The organism is Marinomonas algicola (assembly GCF_014805825.1).
In the GTDB taxonomy this organism is placed as follows: domain Bacteria; phylum Pseudomonadota; class Gammaproteobacteria; order Pseudomonadales; family Marinomonadaceae; genus Marinomonas; species Marinomonas algicola.
On sequence record NZ_CP061941.1, the window covers coordinates 769,267 to 790,161 of the forward strand.

19 protein-coding genes are annotated in these 20,895 nt (G+C 43.3%); 16 read left to right on the forward strand and 3 right to left on the reverse strand.

The window, feature by feature from the left end:
- Window positions 1-96: 96 nt before the first annotated feature.
- Window positions 97-987, reverse strand: coding sequence for a helix-turn-helix domain-containing protein (locus IEZ33_RS03420; RefSeq protein WP_191602325.1), 891 nt, complete (start codon window positions 985-987; stop codon window positions 97-99).
- 284 nt (window positions 988-1,271) lie between these two features.
- Here IEZ33_RS03420 and IEZ33_RS03425 point away from each other — a divergent pair, with 284 nt between their 5' ends.
- The 8 genes from IEZ33_RS03425 (at window position 1,272) to IEZ33_RS03460 (ending at window position 9,833) form a co-directional block, all read left to right on the forward strand.
- Entirely contained in the window at window positions 1,272-2,774 is a 1,503-nt protein-coding gene (locus IEZ33_RS03425; RefSeq protein ID WP_191602326.1) for an aldehyde dehydrogenase, read from the forward strand.
- A 73-nt stretch (window positions 2,775-2,847) separates the two neighbouring features.
- Complete coding sequence (locus IEZ33_RS03430; RefSeq protein ID WP_191602327.1) at window positions 2,848-4,140, forward strand: ABC transporter substrate-binding protein; 1,293 nt, start codon at window positions 2,848-2,850, stop codon at window positions 4,138-4,140.
- Between the two features lie 10 nt (window positions 4,141-4,150).
- The gene (locus IEZ33_RS03435; protein ID WP_191602328.1) at window positions 4,151-4,897 is read left to right on the forward strand and encodes an ABC transporter ATP-binding protein; all 747 of its coding nucleotides are present in this window, start codon (window positions 4,151-4,153) and stop codon (window positions 4,895-4,897) included.
- On the forward strand, window positions 4,884-5,603 hold the full coding sequence (locus tag IEZ33_RS03440; protein ID WP_191602329.1) for an ABC transporter ATP-binding protein: 720 nt from the start codon (window positions 4,884-4,886) through the stop codon (window positions 5,601-5,603). The genes IEZ33_RS03435 and IEZ33_RS03440 overlap by 14 nt, the downstream gene beginning before the upstream one ends.
- The gene (locus IEZ33_RS03445) at window positions 5,600-6,511 is read left to right on the forward strand and encodes a branched-chain amino acid ABC transporter permease (protein WP_191602330.1); all 912 of its coding nucleotides are present in this window, start codon (window positions 5,600-5,602) and stop codon (window positions 6,509-6,511) included. Before IEZ33_RS03440 ends, IEZ33_RS03445 begins: the two co-directional genes overlap by 4 nt.
- Window positions 6,501-7,559 carry a branched-chain amino acid ABC transporter permease gene (locus tag IEZ33_RS03450; protein ID WP_191602331.1) on the forward strand — a complete coding sequence of 353 codons (1,059 nt, stop codon included), beginning with the start codon at window positions 6,501-6,503 and terminating at the stop codon, window positions 7,557-7,559. The genes IEZ33_RS03445 and IEZ33_RS03450 overlap by 11 nt, the downstream gene beginning before the upstream one ends.
- Window positions 7,560-7,587: 28 nt before the next feature.
- Window positions 7,588-8,376 carry a coniferyl-alcohol dehydrogenase gene (locus IEZ33_RS03455; RefSeq protein ID WP_206696898.1) on the forward strand — a complete coding sequence of 263 codons (789 nt, stop codon included), beginning with the start codon at window positions 7,588-7,590 and terminating at the stop codon, window positions 8,374-8,376.
- A gap of 11 nt (window positions 8,377-8,387) precedes the next feature.
- Window positions 8,388-9,833, forward strand: coding sequence for an aldehyde dehydrogenase (locus tag IEZ33_RS03460; protein WP_191602332.1), 1,446 nt, complete (start codon window positions 8,388-8,390; stop codon window positions 9,831-9,833).
- 111 nt (window positions 9,834-9,944) lie between these two features.
- On the opposite strand, the gene IEZ33_RS03465 is transcribed toward IEZ33_RS03460, so the two are convergent.
- Window positions 9,945-10,217: a 4a-hydroxytetrahydrobiopterin dehydratase gene (locus IEZ33_RS03465; RefSeq protein ID WP_191602333.1), complete on the reverse strand. Its 273-nt coding sequence runs from the start codon at window positions 10,215-10,217 to the stop codon at window positions 9,945-9,947.
- A 42-nt stretch (window positions 10,218-10,259) separates the two neighbouring features.
- Window positions 10,260-11,063: a phenylalanine 4-monooxygenase gene (gene phhA, locus IEZ33_RS03470; protein WP_191602334.1), complete on the reverse strand. Its 804-nt coding sequence runs from the start codon at window positions 11,061-11,063 to the stop codon at window positions 10,260-10,262.
- Between the two features lie 218 nt (window positions 11,064-11,281).
- Here phhA and IEZ33_RS03475 point away from each other — a divergent pair, with 218 nt between their 5' ends.
- From IEZ33_RS03475 to cas6f, 8 genes are all read left to right on the forward strand, one after another.
- Window positions 11,282-12,118, forward strand: a complete 837-nt coding sequence (locus IEZ33_RS03475; RefSeq protein ID WP_191602335.1) for a BrxR family transcriptional regulator — start codon at window positions 11,282-11,284, stop codon at window positions 12,116-12,118.
- A 137-nt stretch (window positions 12,119-12,255) separates the two neighbouring features.
- A complete protein-coding gene (gene cas1f, locus IEZ33_RS03480) occupies window positions 12,256-13,248 on the forward strand; it encodes a type I-F CRISPR-associated endonuclease Cas1f (RefSeq protein ID WP_191602336.1) in 993 nt (330 codons plus the stop codon).
- Entirely contained in the window at window positions 13,245-15,398 is a 2,154-nt protein-coding gene (cas3f, locus tag IEZ33_RS20580; protein ID WP_206696899.1) for a type I-F CRISPR-associated helicase Cas3f, read from the forward strand. Before cas1f ends, cas3f begins: the two co-directional genes overlap by 4 nt.
- A gap of 74 nt (window positions 15,399-15,472) precedes the next feature.
- Window positions 15,473-16,660, forward strand: coding sequence for a P-loop NTPase family protein (locus IEZ33_RS20585; RefSeq protein ID WP_206696900.1), 1,188 nt, complete (start codon window positions 15,473-15,475; stop codon window positions 16,658-16,660).
- 11 nt (window positions 16,661-16,671) lie between these two features.
- Window positions 16,672-18,156, forward strand: a complete 1,485-nt coding sequence (locus tag IEZ33_RS03490) for a type I-F CRISPR-associated protein Csy1 (protein WP_191602337.1) — start codon at window positions 16,672-16,674, stop codon at window positions 18,154-18,156.
- Window positions 18,153-19,106 carry a type I-F CRISPR-associated protein Csy2 gene (gene csy2, locus IEZ33_RS03495; RefSeq protein WP_191602338.1) on the forward strand — a complete coding sequence of 318 codons (954 nt, stop codon included), beginning with the start codon at window positions 18,153-18,155 and terminating at the stop codon, window positions 19,104-19,106. The genes IEZ33_RS03490 and csy2 overlap by 4 nt, the downstream gene beginning before the upstream one ends.
- A gap of 36 nt (window positions 19,107-19,142) precedes the next feature.
- Window positions 19,143-20,180, forward strand: coding sequence for a type I-F CRISPR-associated protein Csy3 (csy3, locus tag IEZ33_RS03500; protein WP_191602339.1), 1,038 nt, complete (start codon window positions 19,143-19,145; stop codon window positions 20,178-20,180).
- 9 nt (window positions 20,181-20,189) lie between these two features.
- Entirely contained in the window at window positions 20,190-20,801 is a 612-nt protein-coding gene (gene cas6f / locus IEZ33_RS03505) for a type I-F CRISPR-associated endoribonuclease Cas6/Csy4 (RefSeq protein ID WP_191602340.1), read from the forward strand.
- The last annotated feature ends 94 nt before the right edge of the window (window positions 20,802-20,895 follow it).

The following is a 20,895-nucleotide window of genomic DNA, read 5'->3' on the forward strand; positions in this document are numbered from 1 at the left end:
GTTCAGTTTATCGGGAAAGACGGTTACTAATAAAGCGTTTGCTAATAAAGTATTTGCTGTCAAAACGGCGCCTGGAAAGCATAGGGTTTGCAGAGATTAAGGCCAGTCGGAGAAGTTAAACTCGTATTTATTACCCTGTGAATCTGTGTTGAGTACAGTATTTTTTCTAAACTGATTAGGAGAAACGCCCGTTTCTTTTTTAAAAAAATGGCTGAATTGACTGGCATCATTATAACCTAATTGATTGGCAATCATTTGTATGGAATCGGCAGGCCTTTTTAAGCGTGTAGTCACTTCAATCAGCACACGGTTGTTAATTAATTGAAGCGGCGGTTTGTTTAAGTTGCGTTGGCAAATAGCGTGAAGTCGGTCATAGGTCACATTGAGTTTATTGCAATAATAGGTAACGGGTTTACGGTTCTTAAACTCGATCTCTACCAGCTGTCTGAAGCGTTGCAAGACCAGTTCATCTGGCGAGTGGTTTAATTTTATGGAGTCGATATTTGTAAGCCGATAGGTGTTAATTAATAAAATACGAATAATTGAGCAAATAATGGTCTGAGAACGGTTTTTACTGTAGCCAACTTCCAGATTAAGCAGTTTTAGTAAGGGTAGAAAAGTATCATCAATGTCTTCCTTTTGACACTGAGTGATGGACAATTGATGCATCAATATATCCAATTTTGTACTGTCTAATTCCGTTCCAATGACCAAACTGCTGAGTTCATCACTGTAACCGATTAGCCAAATCTGACTGCCAGCCGGCACTAACACTTTTGCACTTTCTTTATGTGGAATACAAAAAATGGAAGACTCCGTAACGCTGTGTTGTTCGTTATCATAGAGTACGGAAATACGGCCTCTTTGTACGACACCAATTAAGTTGAAGTGAGTGAAATTTCTACTTCCAGTACTAAAAGTACGTGTTTGTAAGCCAGGCTGAATTTCCTCAAAGCGAACCATAGAACCAATAATATTCGTCAACATTCTGTTAACCCCTGCTAAAAATACGCAACATCAAGCCATAATTTAACAATAATAACCCATAAATTAACATTTCTGTAAGAGAAATTACTGTTAACCTGTTTCCACTCGCTCATTTACTTACAAAAATAATTAATAAAAAGTGTTTTTCTGTGTGATGAATACTGTCAAAACGACGCAAAAATAGATTCTTATTTAGCCTTATAAAATACGGCGTAACGTCTGTTTTTTAGTCGCTATTGGCGACGATACCATCAGGTAAAACCGTTAATGGGATGCATAATATTGTGAATACGATCAATGAAAGTTTAACTTCTTGCCTCGCCCCTGAGGTGAATTTGTTTGTTGATGGGCAGCATCAGCCAGCATTGGGTGGTGGTTATTTTGATCGCTTAGATCCAAGCAACGATTTGGTCGCCTCGCGCGTTGCTTGTGGTCGACGTGAAGACGCAGAACATATGGTCTCAATTGCAACGGCCAGCTTTCCTAATTGGTCAGCTACTCAAGTAGAAGAAAGGGCGGCTATTTTGCTGCGAGCAAAGACGCTTATGCCAAAATACCGTAACCGTTTTGCTGAGTGTATGTTGAGAGAAATTGGCGCAACCAAGGACTGGGTCGATTTTAATATCAAAGTCGGTATGGATGCGATTGATGCCGCCGTGGATCTTGCGCTGCATTATTTATCTGAAAACCAATTAACCCCTCCTCATCAAGCATCCTTACAAAGTCAAACACATCAAACACAAGATTCTTATATTCAGCGTAAACCCGCGGGGGTCTGTTTAGCCATTGCGCCATGGAATGCACCAATCGTGCTTGGATTGCGAGCCGTCGCTTTTCCTTTAGCTTTTGGTAATACGGTTATTTTAAAAGCGTCAGAGTTTTCTCCTGGAACCCATGTTCTATTAGCCGAATTACTGCATGAAGCAGGCCTACCGGATGGGGTTATAGGAGTGATGACAAATGCTTCTGAACACTCAGAAGAAGTGATTACTAGCTTAATTTCCAATCCAGCCGTCAGACGCGTTAATTTTACCGGTTCGACCCGAGTTGGAAGAATCATTGCTGGCATGGCCGCCAAACACCTTAAACGTTGCCTTTTAGAGCTTGGTGGCAAGTCTCCCTTAATTATTTTACAAGGTGCCAACTTACAGCTTGCTGCCAAAGAAGCCGTTTATGGTGCTTTTTTGAATCAAGGGCAAATTTGCATGGCAACAGATCGGATTATTGTTGAACAAAGTGTGGCGGATGAGTTTATTGATATTTTAAAAGGGTTAGCCGCCGAACTTGTTTCTGGTGATCCAAGGCGTAAAGGGATAAAACTGGGCCCTGTTGCCAGTCCTTCTATTGCGTCTCGACTGTCCGCTTTAATTGAAGATGCTATTGATAAAGGGGCGACGTTGTTAACTGGCACTTCTCGCCGGGGGCAGTTTATTGACGCCACTTTGCTTGATCACATCACTCCTATGATGCGTATTTATTCCGAAGAATGCTTTGGCCCAATTGCCGGCATTTACCGTGTTGATTCTCCTGAGGAAGCCATCACTGTGGCCAATGACTGTGAATACGGCCTGGCCGCGGCGATCTTTACCAATGACATTGCGTTAGCGGAGAGTTTGGTTAATCAGCTCGAGTCTGGCATCTGCCACATTAATTCCTCTACGGTAAAAGACGATCCTTTTATGCCATTTGGCGGTTTGAAATCAAGCGGTTATGGGCGCTTTGGCGGCGATGCCTGTGTTGATGAGTTTACCGAGTTACGTTGGGTGACCGTAAACCGAAAAATGTAGAGCCCAAGCACTTTGCCTGCAGGGCTCTAGATTGATGAAAATACCTGAACTAAAAAAATAACAAGAGGTTTTTATGAAAAGTAATAAGCGACATTCATCTGAAGTTTGGTTCACGAAACTGTTGGTTCCCGTGCTTGCTGCGGGGAGTTTATCCATGCCTGCTAGTGTGCTAGCGGCCGATGACGGAACCATTAATATTGGTTTTATCAGCCCAAGAACGGGGCCGTTAGCGAGCTTTGGTAAAACGGATGGTTTTATTTTGGAGCAAGCGCGTATCGCTTTAGCCGATGGCATGACCATTCAAGGTAAGCATTATAAGGTCAATATTCTTGATCGTGATAGCCAATCGGATCCGGCGCGTGCAGGACAGCTAGCCAAAGAACTGATCAACCAAGGTGTGGATCTGATGTTGGCGGTATCAACGCCAGAAGTGATTAACCCGGTTGCCGATGCCAGTGAGGCGGCTGAGGTCCCCATGTTATCAACTGTGATGCCATGGGAAGCTTGGTATTATGGTCGTGGTGCAAAACCAGGTGAACCAAGCCCATTTAAGTGGACCTATCATTTCGGATTTGGGGCAGGAGAATTTTATAAAACCTATATGTCCCAATGGGATTTGTTAGAAACCAATAAACGTGTCGGGGTTATGTATCCGAATGATGCGGATGGTAACGCGATTCGTGGCGCTCTGGTCCCGCGTTTTAAAGAAGCCGGTTATACCGTTATTGACCCTGGTGCTTATGAAACAGGCACGACGGATTTCTCCAGCCAAATTGCGACATTTAAAGCCGAAAAAGTAGAAATTATTAATACGTTTCCAATTCCCCCGGATTTTGCGGCTTTTTGGCGTCAATCCGCGCAACAAGGCTTACATCGTCAAGTTAAGATTATCCAAGTAGCTAAAACCGGTTTATTTCCTGCCGATATTGAAGTGTTAGGGTCGTTAGGACCTAAAATTGCCTCGGCGGCCTATTGGCATAAAAGCTTCCCGTATAGCTCATCGTTAACGGGGCAAAATGGAACACAGCTCGCTGACCTATGGGAAAAAGAGTCTGGTGAGCAATGGACTCAACAATTAGGCGCCACTTTGTCTTTATTAGATGCTGGTACGGAAGCACTTAAACGCGCGACAGACCCGAATTCTCGTGAAGCTGTCAGAGACGCCATCGCCACATTGAATACCACCACGATCGGCGGCAAGGTGGACTTCACTTCAGGCCCAGTACCGAACGTTTCACCGGGACCAATTATCGGTGCGCAATGGGTTAAAGGCACAGGCAAACACCAACTGGATTATGTCATTACCGAAAATGTCACGGATCCAAATGTGCCTGTGACACACCCACTGCTTCAGTATAACCGTTAGGAGCCATCTCGTGGAAAATACGTCTTATTCACAATTACAAGCGACGGGTATCTATAAATCTTTTGGTCGCGTGCAAGTGTTGAATGGAATCGATTTCTCCATGGACACCAACGATGCTATCGGCATCGTTGGACCTAATGGGGCGGGAAAATCGACTTTACTGAGTGTGTTATCAGGCGCTCAGCCTGCCACACAAGGAACAATCCTACTAAATAATGAAGACATCACTCATAGGCCAGCTCGTCAACGTGTCAGACAAGGCTTGGTGAGAACGCATCAAATACCGAAACCTTTTTCTGGCATAACGGTGTTTGAAAACGTCTTTGTGTCGGCGATTCATGCGGCGACCAATAATAGTGAAGAGGCTTATGATATCGCTTTAGAGTCGATCAAACTGTGTGGCATGTTGCATCTCGCAAATCGAGAAGCCGACAGTATCGGTCTTTTAGATAGAAAACGTTTGGAACTGGCCCGTGCTTTAGCAACCCAACCGACGCTTTTGTTTCTCGATGAAATTGGCGGCGGCCTCACAGAGGCGGAAGCATTAGAGCTGGTGGAAACCATATTGACTTTACGTGAGCGGGGAATTGGGATTATTTGGATTGAGCATATAGTGCATATTTTGCTACGTGTGGTGAAAAGTCTTATTTGCATGGACAGCGGGCAAATTATTGCACAGGGCAATCCGCAAGAGGTGATGTCTGATCCCACAGTGATCAGTGCTTACATGGGAGGAACCGCCGATGCTATCAGCTAAGCATTTAGATGTACGTTATGGACAGTTCAGAGCCGTGCGAGACCTCTCTTTAGACGTAAAGCAAGGGGAGATTATTGCTTTGATAGGTGCGAATGGTGCAGGAAAATCCACCTTGTTACGAGCCATTGCTGGCGCTTTACCTATCTATTCTGGCGAATTGTCATTTAAAGACAGCCGCATTACCCACAGTCCTTCGTGTGACCGAGTTCAGCAAGGTTTATCTCTGGTGCCAGAAGGTCGTCGACTGTTCTCAGAAATGACCATTGAAGAAAATTTATTATTAGGAAAAACCAGTAATCGACAAGGGGATTGGAACATAGATCGAGTGTTTGAGACCTTTCCAAATCTAGTTAAGCGTCGACATGCCAAAGCCGGTAGCTTATCTGGAGGAGAGCAGCAAGCCACCGCAATTGGGCGTGCCTTAATGTCGAATCCTGACATGTTGATTTTAGACGAAGTCAGCTTGGGCTTATCTCCGCTGGTTGTGGATCAAGTGTATGACTCAATCGAAACGCTACGCGAAGCCGGAACAACCATTATTTTGGTTGAGCAAGCACTAGACCGTGCGATTGCCTTCGCTAAACGTGCTATTTGCATGTTGGAGGGGCGAATTGTTCTGGACAAGCTCACAGCCGAAACCAATCGTCATGAAATCACAGACGCGTATTTTGGCCTACAGAAAAGTACAGCACAGGAGGCCTCATGATTAATACGCTTGTTCAAGCCATTTTACTGGGTGGCTATTATGCACTTATTGCCTGTGGTCTGGCTTTTATGTTTCAAGTTATGCGCATTATCAATTTAGCGCATGGTTCTTTGGCTATTTTAAGTGCGTATCTTGTCTGGATGATCACCGATGCCTTGTCTCTTTCACCCTTTGTATCTGTGTTAATCATTTTGCCTATTATGGCGTTGATTGGTTGGTTGCTACAGAGAGTGATTTTGGAACGGGCCACCCAAGGTGGCGAGTTACTGCCTGTGTTAACGACCTTTGGGCTGTCGATCGTGATTGACAACCTTTTGTTCCAACAATTTGGCGCCAATACACGCTCATTAGCATCGGCTGTCGGAGATTTGAGCTGGGAGTCCTATGAAGTCTTTGGACTGTGGATTGGTAAATTACCCGTCATCATATTAGGTACGGCGATCGTCGTTATTGGTGGTCTGGATTTGATGTTGCGCTTTACTTCCCTTGGTCGACAAATTCGAGCCACGGCGTTTGACCCTGATACCGCCGGTCTTGTCGGGATTGATGCTCGGAAAATAGCGGCGTTATCGGCGGCGATTGCCATGATGACAGTGGCCATTTCTGGCACCGCATTAGGGCTAAGAGGCACCTTTGATGCGTATGCTGGCGCGCCACAATTATTATTTGCCTTTGAAGCAACCATAATTGGTGGGGCCGGGTCTTTATGGGGGGTTCTTATTGGCGGCATGATATTGGCCATTGCTCAAAGTGTGGGCGCATTAATTCACCCTCAAGGTTTCTTACTGGGCGGACACTTTATTTTCCTCGCCTTCTTATTCGCACGAATTTACCTGACACGTGAGTTTTTTAGCTTACATCACTGGTTTGGAAAAGGGACAAAAAAGGTAGTAAAGCATGAAAATTAAACGCTCAAATGCCTATTCAAAGCTAACCCTTATTAGCTCTATGTTGCTGTTTGTTATGCTGATGATGGTGCCGTTTTTCGCTTCTGAGAACGTGTTAGAGCGTCTAACAGTGTTGTTTATCTACATTATTCTGGCCGCCATGTGGAATACCTTAGCCGGTTTTGGTGGTCTTATTTCCATTGGGCAACAATTGTTTTTTGGGTTAGGCGCTTACGCCACTATTCGTCTAGCAAATGCGGGTATTCCTCCCTTTACCGCCTTGCTTATGGCGTCTTTGCTGGTGGGGTTGCTTAGCTGGCCGATTTCTAAATTCATGTTGCATTTAAGAGCGGCGGAATTTGGAATTGGTATGTGGGTACTGGCGTCTGTAGGGCATTTATTGGTTAACCTGGATCCTTTGATTCAGGGGGAAACGGGCACCTCCTTGATCTCGCTTAATACCTACAATATCGAGGTGCGACGCATACTGATTTATCTTGTTGGTTTGGTTTGTATGGCTGGGTTACTTGTGGGGCTTTTCTATTTGCTTCGTTCTAAAGCCGGTATTGCTATGCAAGCGATTCGAGATAATGAAGACGCCGCGGATTCCATCGGCATCGATGCGCAAACTGTCAAAACGTGGTTCTTTATATTTGCCGCGTTTGGTACGGCTCTCGCTGGGGGGTTGTGGTTGGCACAAGCCTCATCATTTCAACCTAAAACCTATTTCTCCGTGCAATGGACCGCTTACATGATTTTCATGGTGTTAGTGGGTGGAATTGGCCGTTTTGAAGGGGCCATTTTAGGTGCTTTGCTGTTTTTCATCGTCGAGACATGGTTTGCCGCAACGGGTGTTTGGTATTTGGTTGGCTTGGGAGCCGTGGCCGTGTTTTGCTCTCTTTTTCTACCAAAAGGGCTGTGGGGCCTGATTGAAACACGTTTAGGGATTTGTTTGATACCTGTTGGATATCAGGTGAAGGGACATGTTCTAAAGGATGGCACATTCAAAGAGGATGTTTTTAACGAGGACGCTTTTAAAAAGGATGCTCTCAAAAAAGGTAAGCCTTGAACATAACAATAAAACATAGGAGTCAGTAATGATATTATTCGGAAAAACAATTGTCGTCACCGGTGTCGCAAGTGGTATTGGACGACGCACTGCAGAACTTGCCGCCCAGATGGGAGCGGAAGTGATTGGTATTGATCAGGTTCAGCCAGAACATATTATTGGCCGTTTTATTCCGGCCGACATTTCTACTCAAGCTGGTGTAGATGCGATCATTACCCAATTACCTAGCGACATTGATGGATTATGCAATGTGGCCGGGGTATCGGGTCAAGCGGGTGCGGCCATCACGCTAGCGATTAATTTTTTTGGGTTGAGAGCCTTAACAGAAGGATTGGTATCGAAACTTCGCACTGGCGCAAGTGTCGTGAATGTGGCTTCCGTTGCTGGGTTTGGCTGGCGAGAAAACAGTCAACGGGCCAGTGCTATCGCTCAGTTAGACGGTTTTCCAGAAAGTGAAAAAGTCGTACAAGAGTTTGATATTCCTAATGAAGCTGGCTATCCGGTATCAAAAGAAATTCTACTGGTCTGGACTATGTTGGCTGCGCATCAAGAGACCTTTAGGTCCCGTCATATCCGTGTGAATGCCGTCTCTCCTGGGCCTGTTGAAACACCCATCCTAACGCAATTTAGACAAGTGCTGGGTGACGAGAGAGTCAACTCAGATGTAGATCGAGTCGGTCGTGCAGGCAACGCAGGGGACATCGCCCCCGCTATTTTGTTCCTCTGCTCTGATGCAGCACGTTGGATCAATGGCCATAACCTTGCCACTGACGGTGGTTTAGAAGCCTCAATTACGATCGAAAAATTTTCACTTTAAGGAATAGTATTATGACTGTCTTATTAAGTATCGGTGGAAAAGATGCCCAAGCCGTTCAAGCAAAAACCTACACCCGTTTAGATCCAGTTACCAGAGAAGTGGCGTCGGTATGCGCCGCCGCTTCTTTGGAGGATGTAAATAATACCGTCAAAGCGGCACACCAAGCTTTCGTGCATTGGGCAAACGTAGGACCGTCTGAGCGCCGAACATTATTAAATAAAGCCGCCGACATTATGGATGCAAAAAGCGATGAATTTGTCCACGCCATGATAACAGAAACGGGCGCTACAGGGCCTTGGGCTGGCTTTAATGTGATGTTAGCCGCGAACCACATTCGTGAAGCCGCCTCTTTGACGACTCAAGTGGGTGGAGAAGTGATTCCGTCCAATAAACCGGGCACATTAGCCATGTCAGTTAATAAACCCAAAGGCGTATGCCTAGCAATGGCGCCTTGGAATGCACCGGTGATTTTAGGTGCTAGAGCTATCGCGACACCGCTGGCCTGTGGCAATACCGTTATTTTAAAAAGCTCGGAATTTTGTCCGTTAACCCATCGCTTAATTATTGATTGCTTTCTTGAAGCTGGCTTCCCTGATGGTGTGGTTAATCTGTTATCAAACGACCCAAGCGATGCCGCCGATATCGTAAAAGCCTTAATCGAAGCGCCAGAAGTTCGCCATGTTAACTTTACTGGATCCAGCGCTGTTGGCCGTATTATTGGTCGTTTGGCAGGTGAAAATCTAAAACCCGCCTTGCTAGAGCTTGGTGGTAAAGCCCCCTTGGTTATCTTGTCTGATGCCGATGTGGAAGGTGCCGTGAATGCGGCTATTTTTGGCGCATTTATGAACCAAGGGCAAATTTGTATGTCCACTGAGCGCCTTATTGTAGACGACAGCATAGCCGATGAGTTTGTGGCTCAGCTGGTTGAGCGCGCCGCGAAACTCCCGTGGGGAAATCCTCGTGATCAGGTTGTGCTGGGTTCATTAGTGAATCCTGAAGCGGCTGAAAAAATGCACCAATTAATCGAAGACGCCGTATCAAAAGGCGCTAAACTGGTGTGTGGTGGCGAAAACGAGGGCGCCATGTTTTCCGCCACTTTCTTGGATGGTGTAAACGAAACCATGCGTATTTACCGTGAAGAAAGTTTCGGTCCAGTGAAATCCATTATTCGCGTTAAGGGGGATGAGCAAGCTATAAACGTCGCCAACGACAGTGAATATGGCTTGTCCGCCGCGGTCTTTTCTCAAGACATAAACCGTGCATTGGCTTGTGCAAACTCGATAAAAAGCGGTATTTGTCATATCAATGGCCCCACAGTGGCGGATGAACCGCACATGCCATTTGGCGGTGTGGGGAACTCTGGCTATGGTCGTTTCGGTGGCAAAGCGGGCATGGCTGAATTCACCGATACTCGTTGGATCACCATTGAAGACCCAAAACAGCATTACCCTTTTTAATCTAATGCTTTGCTTGTCACGACTTGGTAAAAGATGACACCGGAGTAACGTTCAACAGTAATGTCCCTAATGTGTGTCAGGGACATTACTATTTGTGACGAGTTTACATTATTAAAACAATGCATCAATTCTTTGGGCCAAATGCACATCTTTTTCCGTTAATGTGTTTCCTTCATCATGGGTGGTAATGTGGATAACACAGCGACTGAAGCTGACTTCCATATCTGGGTGGTGCATGACTCTATTGGCTTCCCAAGCGACTGCGTTTACAAACGACATCGTTTTTAAAAAGCCTTTAAATTCAAACGCCTTGGTTAATTTTTTACCTTCTACTATCTGCCAACTGTCATCCAATTGAGCGATTGCATTGTCTAAATCCGTCATGAGTGATTTCCTACTGTTGATCATTCTAACCGTTGTGTTTATTTATGATGCTTGCTTTTCCGGTGCTATTTTTTGTGGGTAAAGCGCTGGGTTATCCCCAAGGGTTTTAGAGCGAATTAATAGTGCCAAGATATCCTGCTCTAGAATTGAAAATAAGTCGCTAAAATCGCTAATGACAAAATACAGCGGCTGAATTATATCGATGCGATAAGGTGTGCGTAACACGGTTAAGGCATCCATCGGTTGAATCATGGGCTTACCGGATAAACAAAATTGCGTTTCCCCAATAGAAGACAATATTCCTCCACCATAGGCACGCAATCCAGCGTCAGTGTCTAAGAGACCAAACTCAATGGTAAACCAAAATAACCGAAACAAACGCGAGCGATCTTTCGGGTCCGCCTGTAAGGCCAGCTTACCAAACTTCTCCATAAAATCCGCGTAATTCTGATTGGTCAACAAAGGCGTATGACCATAAATTTCATGGAAAATATCCGGCTCTTCAATGTAGTCAATGTCTTCTGGGCGGCGAATAAAAGTCGCGGCTGGAAAACGTTTATTGGCTAATAGCGTAAAAAACGCCTTAGGCTGAATAATAGCCGGAACCGGTTCAACACCCCATCCTGTGGCCGCATTCAAAATGCGATTAATATCCGGAATTTGAGGAATACGATCAACGGGGAAATCCAATTTCTCCAAGCCGTCAAAAAACGCCTCGCAGGCTTTACCCTTAATAAGCTGACTTTGTCTGTCGACCAAAATAGACCAGGTTTTGTTCTCTTCATCAGACCATTGAACGTAGCCATCTTTATCAACAGGTCTTGAAACATAAGTATGATCTTTCATCTTAGACACTCCACAATGGCCCACGACCTAAGTCAAAGCACCATTTTTTCGTTATTGTTTTTCTTTTAACTATATTATGGTGATGCTAAAAAGAGGAATGGAGAGGGGCAATTCAGTAAAGACTAAGAGGGTAAAAATCGTATAAAAAAATGGACGGTCTCACTGTCGTAGACATAATCTTACCGTAAAAAATCCGGTTAAATAAAGGACGATAAATCATGAAAGATCAAAGCCAACGTTTTATTTTTATTGAACATATTGTTGGATGGGAAGGCCAAATTAATTCAACACACATAAAGGATGAATTTCGGTTAACGCGACAAGCGGCCAGTAGCATTTTAAAAGCTTATTGCCAGCATTTTCCTTCTTATCTGTCTTACGATGCCTCCAGCAAAGCCTTTATTGCAACGGCCGACTTTGATCGTTATTTTTTGGCCAATACAGTGAAACAGTCTTTTGAACACTACTTAGCGACCATTACGGCTGAAGCTTCGACTCAAATAGAAGAAACATCTTTATTTTTTCATGAAGTGGAAGCGCCTTTTCGTAATATCAACCCTGTGCTTGTTAGGCCGATATTACGCGCGATACGAGAAAAATTAGCCATTGATATCGGTTATATTTCGCTTTCTAGCCCCGATTATTTAGACCGGATTATTCAGCCGCATTCGCTTATTTTTGATGGTTTACGCTGGCATGTGCGAGCCTATTGTAATAAAAACCAAGACTACCGTGATTTTACCTTATCCCGATTTAATGGTGAGGCAACATTTGAAGGAAAAGCCACCCATTTAATTGCACAAGATGACAATTGGAACACACTTATTGAGGTCACTATAGAGGCTGACTCTCGTTTTAGTGAACCGCAAAGGCGTATTATTGAACAAGACTTTCAAATGGATAACGGCCAAAAAACGATCCCTGTACGCGCTGCATTAGTGAATTACTTATTGCGCCGACTAAGGATAGACAGCCACAAAAAGAGCCCAGAAAAACAGCAAATCGTATTGACTCAAGCGTGTCGGCAGCAGATTAGTAATTACATCGTGGATTAAAGCACTTCACAACTGTTAAAAGCATGGTATACCTGTACAGTAACTTTACAGGTTTTACTTACAGTATTGTGATAAAGCGGAAGGACCTCTACTGTGTAAAGGATCAGATAATCAAAGGATGAAAGGAGCCTAGGGTAATGGAAAATTTTTCGCCAATGGATATGAAAGCCATATTGCACTCTAAACGTGCCAATATGTACTACCTAGAATATTGCCGTGTCATGCAAAAAGACGGACGGGTATTGTATTTAACGGAATCACTCTCTAATAAGAAGACGGGAGAAAACCAATATTTTAACATCCCCATAGCCAACACCACTGTATTACTTTTGGGGAATGGCACATCCATTACACAAGCGGCCATGCGTATGTTGGCTCAAGCGGGTGTGCTGGTGGGCTTTAGTGGCGGCGGGGGCACTCCCTTATACATGGCTTGTGAAGTCGAATGGTTCACACCACAAAGTGAATACCGACCAACTGAATACCTACAGGGCTGGATGCAATTTTGGTTTGAAGACGACAAACGCCTAAACGCTGCGAAGACCTTTCAAAATGTCCGAATAGAATTTTTAGAGAAAATTTGGACTAAAGACAAAGACCTCAAAGGCGAAGGCTTTTCGAGAAAAAATTCTATGTTAGAGGCTTCTTTCGAGACCTTTCGTAAACGAACCGGAGACGCCAAGAAACAAGCAGACTTATTGCTTACTGAAGCGCAACTCACCAAGGCGCTTTATAAATACGCCGCCAACACCGTTAATATCGAAAGCTTTAAACGCCAACATCAATCGACTGACAAAGCCAATGATTTTCTCAATCATGGTAACTATTTAGCCTATGGTCTCGCGGCCAGTTGCTTATGGGTCTTGGGCATTCCGCATGGTTTCGCTGTTATGCATGGGAAGACCAGAAGAGGCGCTTTGGTGTTCGATGTCGCCGACTTAATTAAAGACGCCATTGTCTTACCTTGGGCGTTTGTGTGTGCCAAAGAAAACGCCACCGAACAAGAGTTTCGCCAGCAAATTTTACAAAAATTCACCGAACACAAAGTCCTAGACTTTATGTTTGATACCGTCAAAAACATCGCCTTACAGGATTACACCTCAGAACAAATTGAGGAGCAAAACCTATGATAGTGACTTTTGTCAGCCAGTGCGAAAAGAACGCCCTGAAAAAGACAAGACGCGTGCTTGATGCCTTTGCCAACCGCATCGGCGACAACACATGGCAAACCCTGATTACCGAAGACGGCCTGCTGACCGTTAAAAAAATGCTGCGCAAGACCGCTAGCAAAAGCACGGCTGTGAGTTGCCACTGGATACGATCAAGAGCCCGAAGCGAATTTTTATGGGTAGTGGGGAATAAAAATAAATTTAATCAACAGGGCGTGGTGCCAGTGAATAGCACCAAACGTACTTTGTTAAATACAGATATTCAGAATGACTGGCATTATTTGCCGTTAATTAAAGCGCTTGTTGGTTTATCAGCCTTATTACACGATTGGGGTAAAGCTACCGCATTATTTCAAGATAAGTTAGATCCCAAAAATAAAGTTGGGTTTAAAGGCGACCCTATTCGGCATGAATGGATATCACTGCTACTACTCAATGCTTTTATCCACACAACGGATTCAACTACCGACGAAGCGTGGCTTAAAAAATTGAGTTCTGGTGAACTTGATGAAAACGTTTTAAAAAAACAGATTAAAGATAATTCAGTTAAACCACTAAGTAATTTGCCTCCTATCGCTAAATTGGTTGAGTGGTTAATTGTTTCTCATCATCGTTTACCACTGCCTGATAAAGAGCGCTGTAAGGGTTATACCTCAGAGTCTGCCGCTTCAATTGATGTCATGTTGGGTAGAATAACCAAAGAATGGGGATACGAAAACCGTTTTGATGAAAAAGAATATCAACAGCGATTAACAGCGTGTTTTAGCTTTCCTAAGGGAGTAATGAGCAATTCCAAACCTTGGTTGCGACAAGTTAAAAAATGGTCGCAGCGATTATTAGCTAACCAAGAGCAAGCGATAAAATGTATAAAAGACGATAGCTATCGTTTGCTTATTAATCATGCTCGGCTGTGCTTAATGTTAGGAGATCACTTTTACTCATCACAACAAGCGGATAAAAAATGGCAGGATGCAACTGGGTTATTCGCTAATACCGATAGGGCGACCAATACCTTAAAACAAAAGCTAGACGAACATTTGGTCGGCGTAGCAAAAAATGCCTTACAAACGGCGCACTTGCTGCCTGCTTTTGAGCAAGAGCCCCCTGTAGCGGAAGATATCGAAAGTCTAAGAAAACGCAGCCCCACAAAATTTAATTGGCAAGATAAAGCCGTTGAGAGAATTACCGCTTGGCAGCAAGACTACGCCAAACAAAGCCAACTAAAATACGGATTCTTCACCGTCAACATGGCGAGCACAGGCTGCGGTAAAACTTTCGCAAATGCCAAAGTGATGCGCGCCTTGTCGAAAGATCAAAAGAGCCTGCGTTTTATTTTGGCATTAGGGCTGCGCACCTTAACCCTACAAACCGGTGACGAATACCGCGAACGTGTTGGTTTAGACAATAGTGAACTTGCCGTGTTAATTGGTTCACGCGCAGTGATGGAACTTCATCAACAAGCGAAAATAGATCAACACCAACAAAGCTATGAAAGCAGCGGCTCAACATCACAAGAACCGTTATTAGATGAAGAATTAGATTATGAATGTAGCATACCGGAACAAGGCTTAAGTACCGTACTCACTTGCGAGCGCGATAAACAATTTTTATATGCGCCAGTGTTAGCTTGTACCATTGACCACCTCATGGCGGCGACCGAAACCAAACGCGGCGGTCGTTATATCTTGCCGACGCTACGCCTTATGTCGTCTGATTTGGTTATCGACGAAATAGATGATTTTACCGGTGACGACCTTATCGCCATTGGTCGCCTAATACACTTGGCGGGTATGTTAGGGCGTAAGGTGATGATCTCCTCAGCAACGATACCGCCTTATCTCGCTGAAGGTTATTTCAAGGCTTACCGCGATGGCTGGCAGTTATTTTGTAAAACTCGAGATACCAGCGGCGTAATTGGTTGCGCTTGGATTGATGAGTATTCGACACAAGTAACCAGCAATCATTTCGTTAACACAGAAAACGAAAATCAAGACGCAAAAGCCATAGGACAATACAGGCAAGAGCACGCTCAATTTATTCACAAACGAGTGGGTAAATTGCAACAACAAACGCCTAAACGTAAGGCCGATATTACCAACTGCAGAGCATAATTGACACGCATCAAGGTCGAAGTCATCACCAACAAGAGGTTGTTAGCAGTAAACAGGAGGCTTACTTTCAGTTGATGGCACAAAGTGCAATTAACAAACACCAAGATCACCACGTTATAGATGAGCAGAGTCAACTCAAAGTATCGTTTGGCGTGATGCGAGTAGCAAATATAAAACCTTGTGTTGCACTCACCCAGTACTTACTCGAAAAAGACTGGCCTGAACATACTGAAGTCAGAGTGATGGCCTATCACAGTCAGCAAGTTCTGCTGCTTCGCTCAATACAAGAACGACATTTAGATAAAGTGCTTAAACGCAAAGAGAAACAAGATGATGTGCCAGCCGCCTTAAAAGAACCGATTATTCGCGAACATCTCAACAGCATAAAGGCTAAAACAGCGGATGTTCAAAATGTGTTATTTATTTTGGTTGCTACACCAGTGGAAGAAGTTGGCCGAGATCATGATTTTGATTGGGCAGTGATAGAACCCTCTTCTTATCGTTCCATTATCCAATTAGCTGGCCGAGTAAAGCGCCACCGAGACAGTGAAACAACCCAGCCTAACATTGCCTTAATGCAATACAACTGGAAAGGCATTCGCGACCATCATAAAGAAGATGCAAAGGTGTTTAACCGCCCCGGCTTTGAAGGGGCAATAGGACTAACAAGTCACGACTTAACAAAACTGATTAATGAAAATGACGTAGCAGAACGCTTAGATGCCATCCCCCGTATTCAGCAACCCGAACACTTAAATGCCAGTTATTTACGTCCGTTAAGAGAAACCGACAACTTGGCAGAACTCGAACATGCCGCTACGTGGCACTGGCTTGCTAATTACAAAAGTTCAGGTGATGGCGCACAAACAGGGCCACAAACCTTACAAGGTTGGCTAACGCATCATTGGTTTTTAACGGCGTTACCACAACAGTTATCACCTTTTAGAAAAAGTGAACCGACCCTAAAAGTATTTTTAGTGTTCGATGAATACCAACAAACAAGCCAGTTCTGTGAAAAAGATGCACAAGGCTATGCCATTGAGCGCGAGCAGCCATTAAACATACATCGAGTAACATTGAACCAACAGGCGAGGCAGCGTTTATGGTTAATGCGAGACTTTGAACAAAGTTGCATCAGCTTAACGGATCAACAAGAAAGCACACAAAGGCGTATATCCTTGCGCTACGGGGAATTAAGCTTTAGCCATAACGAAAAGAAACAATATGGCTATAGCGACCAATTGGGATTAGTGGAAATTTAATAGGAGGGATTATGGTTGATGACTTTAAAAAACATATAGATAAGTTGATTAAAAGAAAACTAAAGGATAAAAAATATGAATTTGACTATTCGTCATGGTTAATTACTTTAGTAGAGCAAGAAATGGAAGCAATACATCCTCAAAGTGAGTTTCACTGGGAGCTTTTTGAAGTATTAAGTTTTGATGTTTTATATAAGCAGTCATTTAAGTCTCTATGTGATTCTGGCCACCCAGTTGCTAGGGAGAGCTTGGAGAAGTTAGGAATAAATGACAGTGAAATCAATTTAATCATAAATTCTGTAGAGAGTGTTGATAATTTATTTATAGAATATTGTGAATTATTTAAAGATGAATTACTTAATAAAGATAACTCATTAAATGAAGTTCATAAAAAAATAACAGAGCTTTCCTTGGATTGTTCTCAAGGGACAATTATTAGTCATTCGCCAAAAATGACCAATCCTTCGTGTAAATATCCAAGATTAAATATCACTGCATCGAACTCACCTGATGGTTTTGTTCGTTCAGGCAATAGTCCCGTAGATTTTGATATGCATATTAATGCAACTAAGCTAAAGGTGTTTAAATTTCTATCCTTAAAAATTAATGGTATCAGCCTTTTAGAGTTGATTAATGACAAAAATATAAATGTTATATCTAGTGTGTTTTTGGCAAATGAGCGACTTGTTAATGACTGGGTTTTAAATTTTAATTCTGGGCTTAATGAGCAGGATTTACGTACCCATTTTGCAATTAAACAAATCTATTTCCCTGTTGAAAAAGATTATCATCAATTGTCTATCTTGAGTCCATCTGGTTTAGTTTTTTCTTTGAAGAATAAAATTGACCATATTAATGATCGTTCAAAAGAAGCCTACTTAGGGAAAAAAGCTAGAAAAGAAAATCAGTATGTAATAAGTGGGTTCAGTACGATTGTTAATTTAACGGTTACAAGGCATGGTGGTGATCATCCTAAAAACATAAGCGGATTGAATAACAAGTATCAATCATACTATTTGTTGTCATCGTCACCACCCGCGATAAAAACCAGAGATCTTCACTTTCCTCGTACTGATTTTTTTGTACAAACCGTCAATTACTTTCAATGCAAACACGCATTCCATCAGCTACACACACTCTATAGCCGAGATGATAATAATATGCATATTCGGGCTGAGCGTGACGAGTATTATCAAAGTGTGGTGGATCACATTATTGAAAAAATGTGGCAAGTACGCAGCGTTGCACTAGAGCAATATATACCCACGGCAAGCCAGTTATCCACTGCTCAGAAAACGTGGTTATGCCAACAAGACGAAGGTAAAGTCCTGCGTGAAACCGCCGACGATTGGTTAGACGAAATCATTCAATCCGTTAGTACGTTTGTCTTTCATGGCTACGAAAAAATACTCGGTAAGAAAGCCATCAAATTGGGCTACGCCGAACACAAGCACATGCAGCAAATTGTCATAAAAAATAAGGAGGCGTTGAGATGATAGGCGAAGTGAAAAAACTACTCATTATTCCACACATTAACGTGCATAACGCCAATGCGCTTTCAAGCCCCTACACCATAGGGTTCCCAGCGATGACTGCGTGGCTTGGAGCGGTACATGCCTTGCAACGACAACTCAATGCACACGATATCCCCGTGGTATTTTCTGCCGCTGGTGTAGTGAGCCATGACATGGATTTACAAACCTACAAAGGTGAAAACGACTTTGTGCGCTCTATTGTGGGGACGGGCAACCCTTTAGATAAAACTGGTGCAAGATCGGCATTTATTGAAGAAGCCCGTTGTCACCTTGATGTGAGCTTGGTTATCCAATTCGATAATATCACCATTGATGAGCGTGACAATTTACTTGACGCGGTTAGCCATTTATTACACGCAAAAATGAAAATGGCGGGAGGTGATATTCGAGATTTTCAACCTCCTTTTTGTATCAATAGTGAGGAAGGGGTGACAGAAGACTTAATAAAACTACAGCGTGCTCTAATGCCTGGGTATGCCTTAATTGAGCGACGCGACCTGATGATTGATGCCATGGAAAATGGCGCAGATGCCCTCGATGCATTAATTGATTACTTGGCCATTCATCACCAGTGTGACAAGGACGAAGACGGCAAAGTAACGTGGAGCAGTTCACGTAAAACGCTCAATAATAAACCTGCGGGGTGGATAGTGCCAATTGCCACGGGTTTTCATGGCATCAGTGAACAGGGTAAAGCCAAAAACCAGCGTGATCCCGATACGCCACACCGTTTTGCAGAAAGCATTGTCACCCTAGGTGAATTTAAAATGCCTCATAGAATAAAGTCTATTGAAGATATTTTATGGCGTTATCACCAAGAGGGCGACTTATATCTATGTCAGCAAGCCGCACAGGTAGCTAAGGCTAAGAAGCGTGATCCTGAGCCGCACTCAATCGAATCCGAATTTTAACTAAATATTATTTAACACAAGAAAAGGAAGTTTATCATGGCTAGAAAAGACAACGTTGCATCGGTATTGGCATTTGAAAAAAAATTAGTAACAAGCGATGGATACATGTTTGGTACACAATGGGACAACCGCACTCAAATAGTTCCATTGGCACTACAAGAAAAGTCAGTACGTGGAACGATTAGTAACCGTTTCAAAAAGTCTGATGTCCAGTCATTTGAAAAAGACCCTACAAAGCTCAATGCAAAAGTAGAAAGTGCTAATTTACAACGAGTAGATAGTTGTGCATTAGGGCTAGAGCAAGACACCTTAAATTTACAGTTTAGCGTTAAAGTGATTGGCGGTATTACCCAGCCATCCGCCTGTAATAATGCCTTGTTTAAACAAGGTTACAGTGCAGCAGCTAACACTTACATTGCCGAGCAAGGGTTCACTGAACTCGCACGTCGCTATGCAGGCAATATCGCCAATGCGCGTTTTTTATGGCGTAACCGAGTCGGTGCTGAACAGATTGAAGTTCAAGTAAAAGCGAAAAACAACAGTATTGAGCAAGCTTGGACATTTGACGCTTACCAATTTTCGACCAAAGATTTTGATTCTAATAATGAACAAACTGACCAATTGGCCGCGCAGATAGCTAAAGTGCTTGCCAGTGAAGATGACTTTTTGTTGTTAGAAGTTAGCTGTTTTGTTTTAGTCGGTAAAGCGCAAGAAGTTTACCCGAGTGAAGAATTAGTGTTAGACAAAGGCAAAGGGGGGAAAAGTAAAATCCTTTATGACGTGAAAGGCATTGCGGCCATGCACTCACAAAAACTTGGCAATGCGCTTCGCACTATTGATACTTGGTACCCTGAATTTTCTGATCCTGAAACCAATGCTGGCCCAATTGCAATCGAACCGTATGGTGCAGTAACAAACTTAGGTAAGGCTTACCGCACACCAAAAGACAAACAAGACTTTTATACCTTTTTCGATAACTGGGCTAGAGGTGAAAAGTTGTCCAGAGTCGAAGACGAGCATTACGTCATGGCAACACTTGTGCGTGGCGGCGTGTTTGGTGAAAGTGATAAATAAGGAAGTGATATGAAATATTATCTCGATATTACTCTATTACCCAGTGACGACATTGGCATTCACTTTTTATGGTCAAAAGTGATTATGCAAGTGCACTTGGCCTTAGTCGAAATTCAGGATGCGGATAAAAAAGTACCTGTTGGTGCTGGCTTTCCGCAATATCGTGAGAAAAAAGCGGACAAAGCAGGCTTTGTGGGTAACAAGTTAAGACTCTTTTCTATTCACAAAGAAGACCTCGAACGGTTAGATATTCATAAATGGCTAAATCGACTGGAAGACTATGTTCATATTAAAGCCATTAATGAGGTGCCGAAAGACCTAAAAGGCTACGAAAACTTCAATCGTCGCAGCAAGTCTGGGAATGCCGAAAAACATATTCGCCGACGAATAAGCCGAGCCGAAAAGCACAATAATGAAACACCAGAACAAGCGGCTGAGTTTTTCAAAGACTATACTATGTCAGAGGAAGACAAAGCGCTTCCCTTTATCAACATGAGAAGCCTAGAAGGAAAAAAGGACTTTCGTATGAGCATCACGCGAAAAGTGGTTGAACCCTCCAACGCTCCAGTTAAATTCAATACCTATGGGCTTAGTAAAGAGGGGGTATTACCCAAGTTTTAACCAATAAAATTTGCTCTTTAAAAATAGACAATAAAAACAGTAAGTTATAATGTGTATAAAAAACATAGGTAGAAATGCGTATTTTTACCTAACA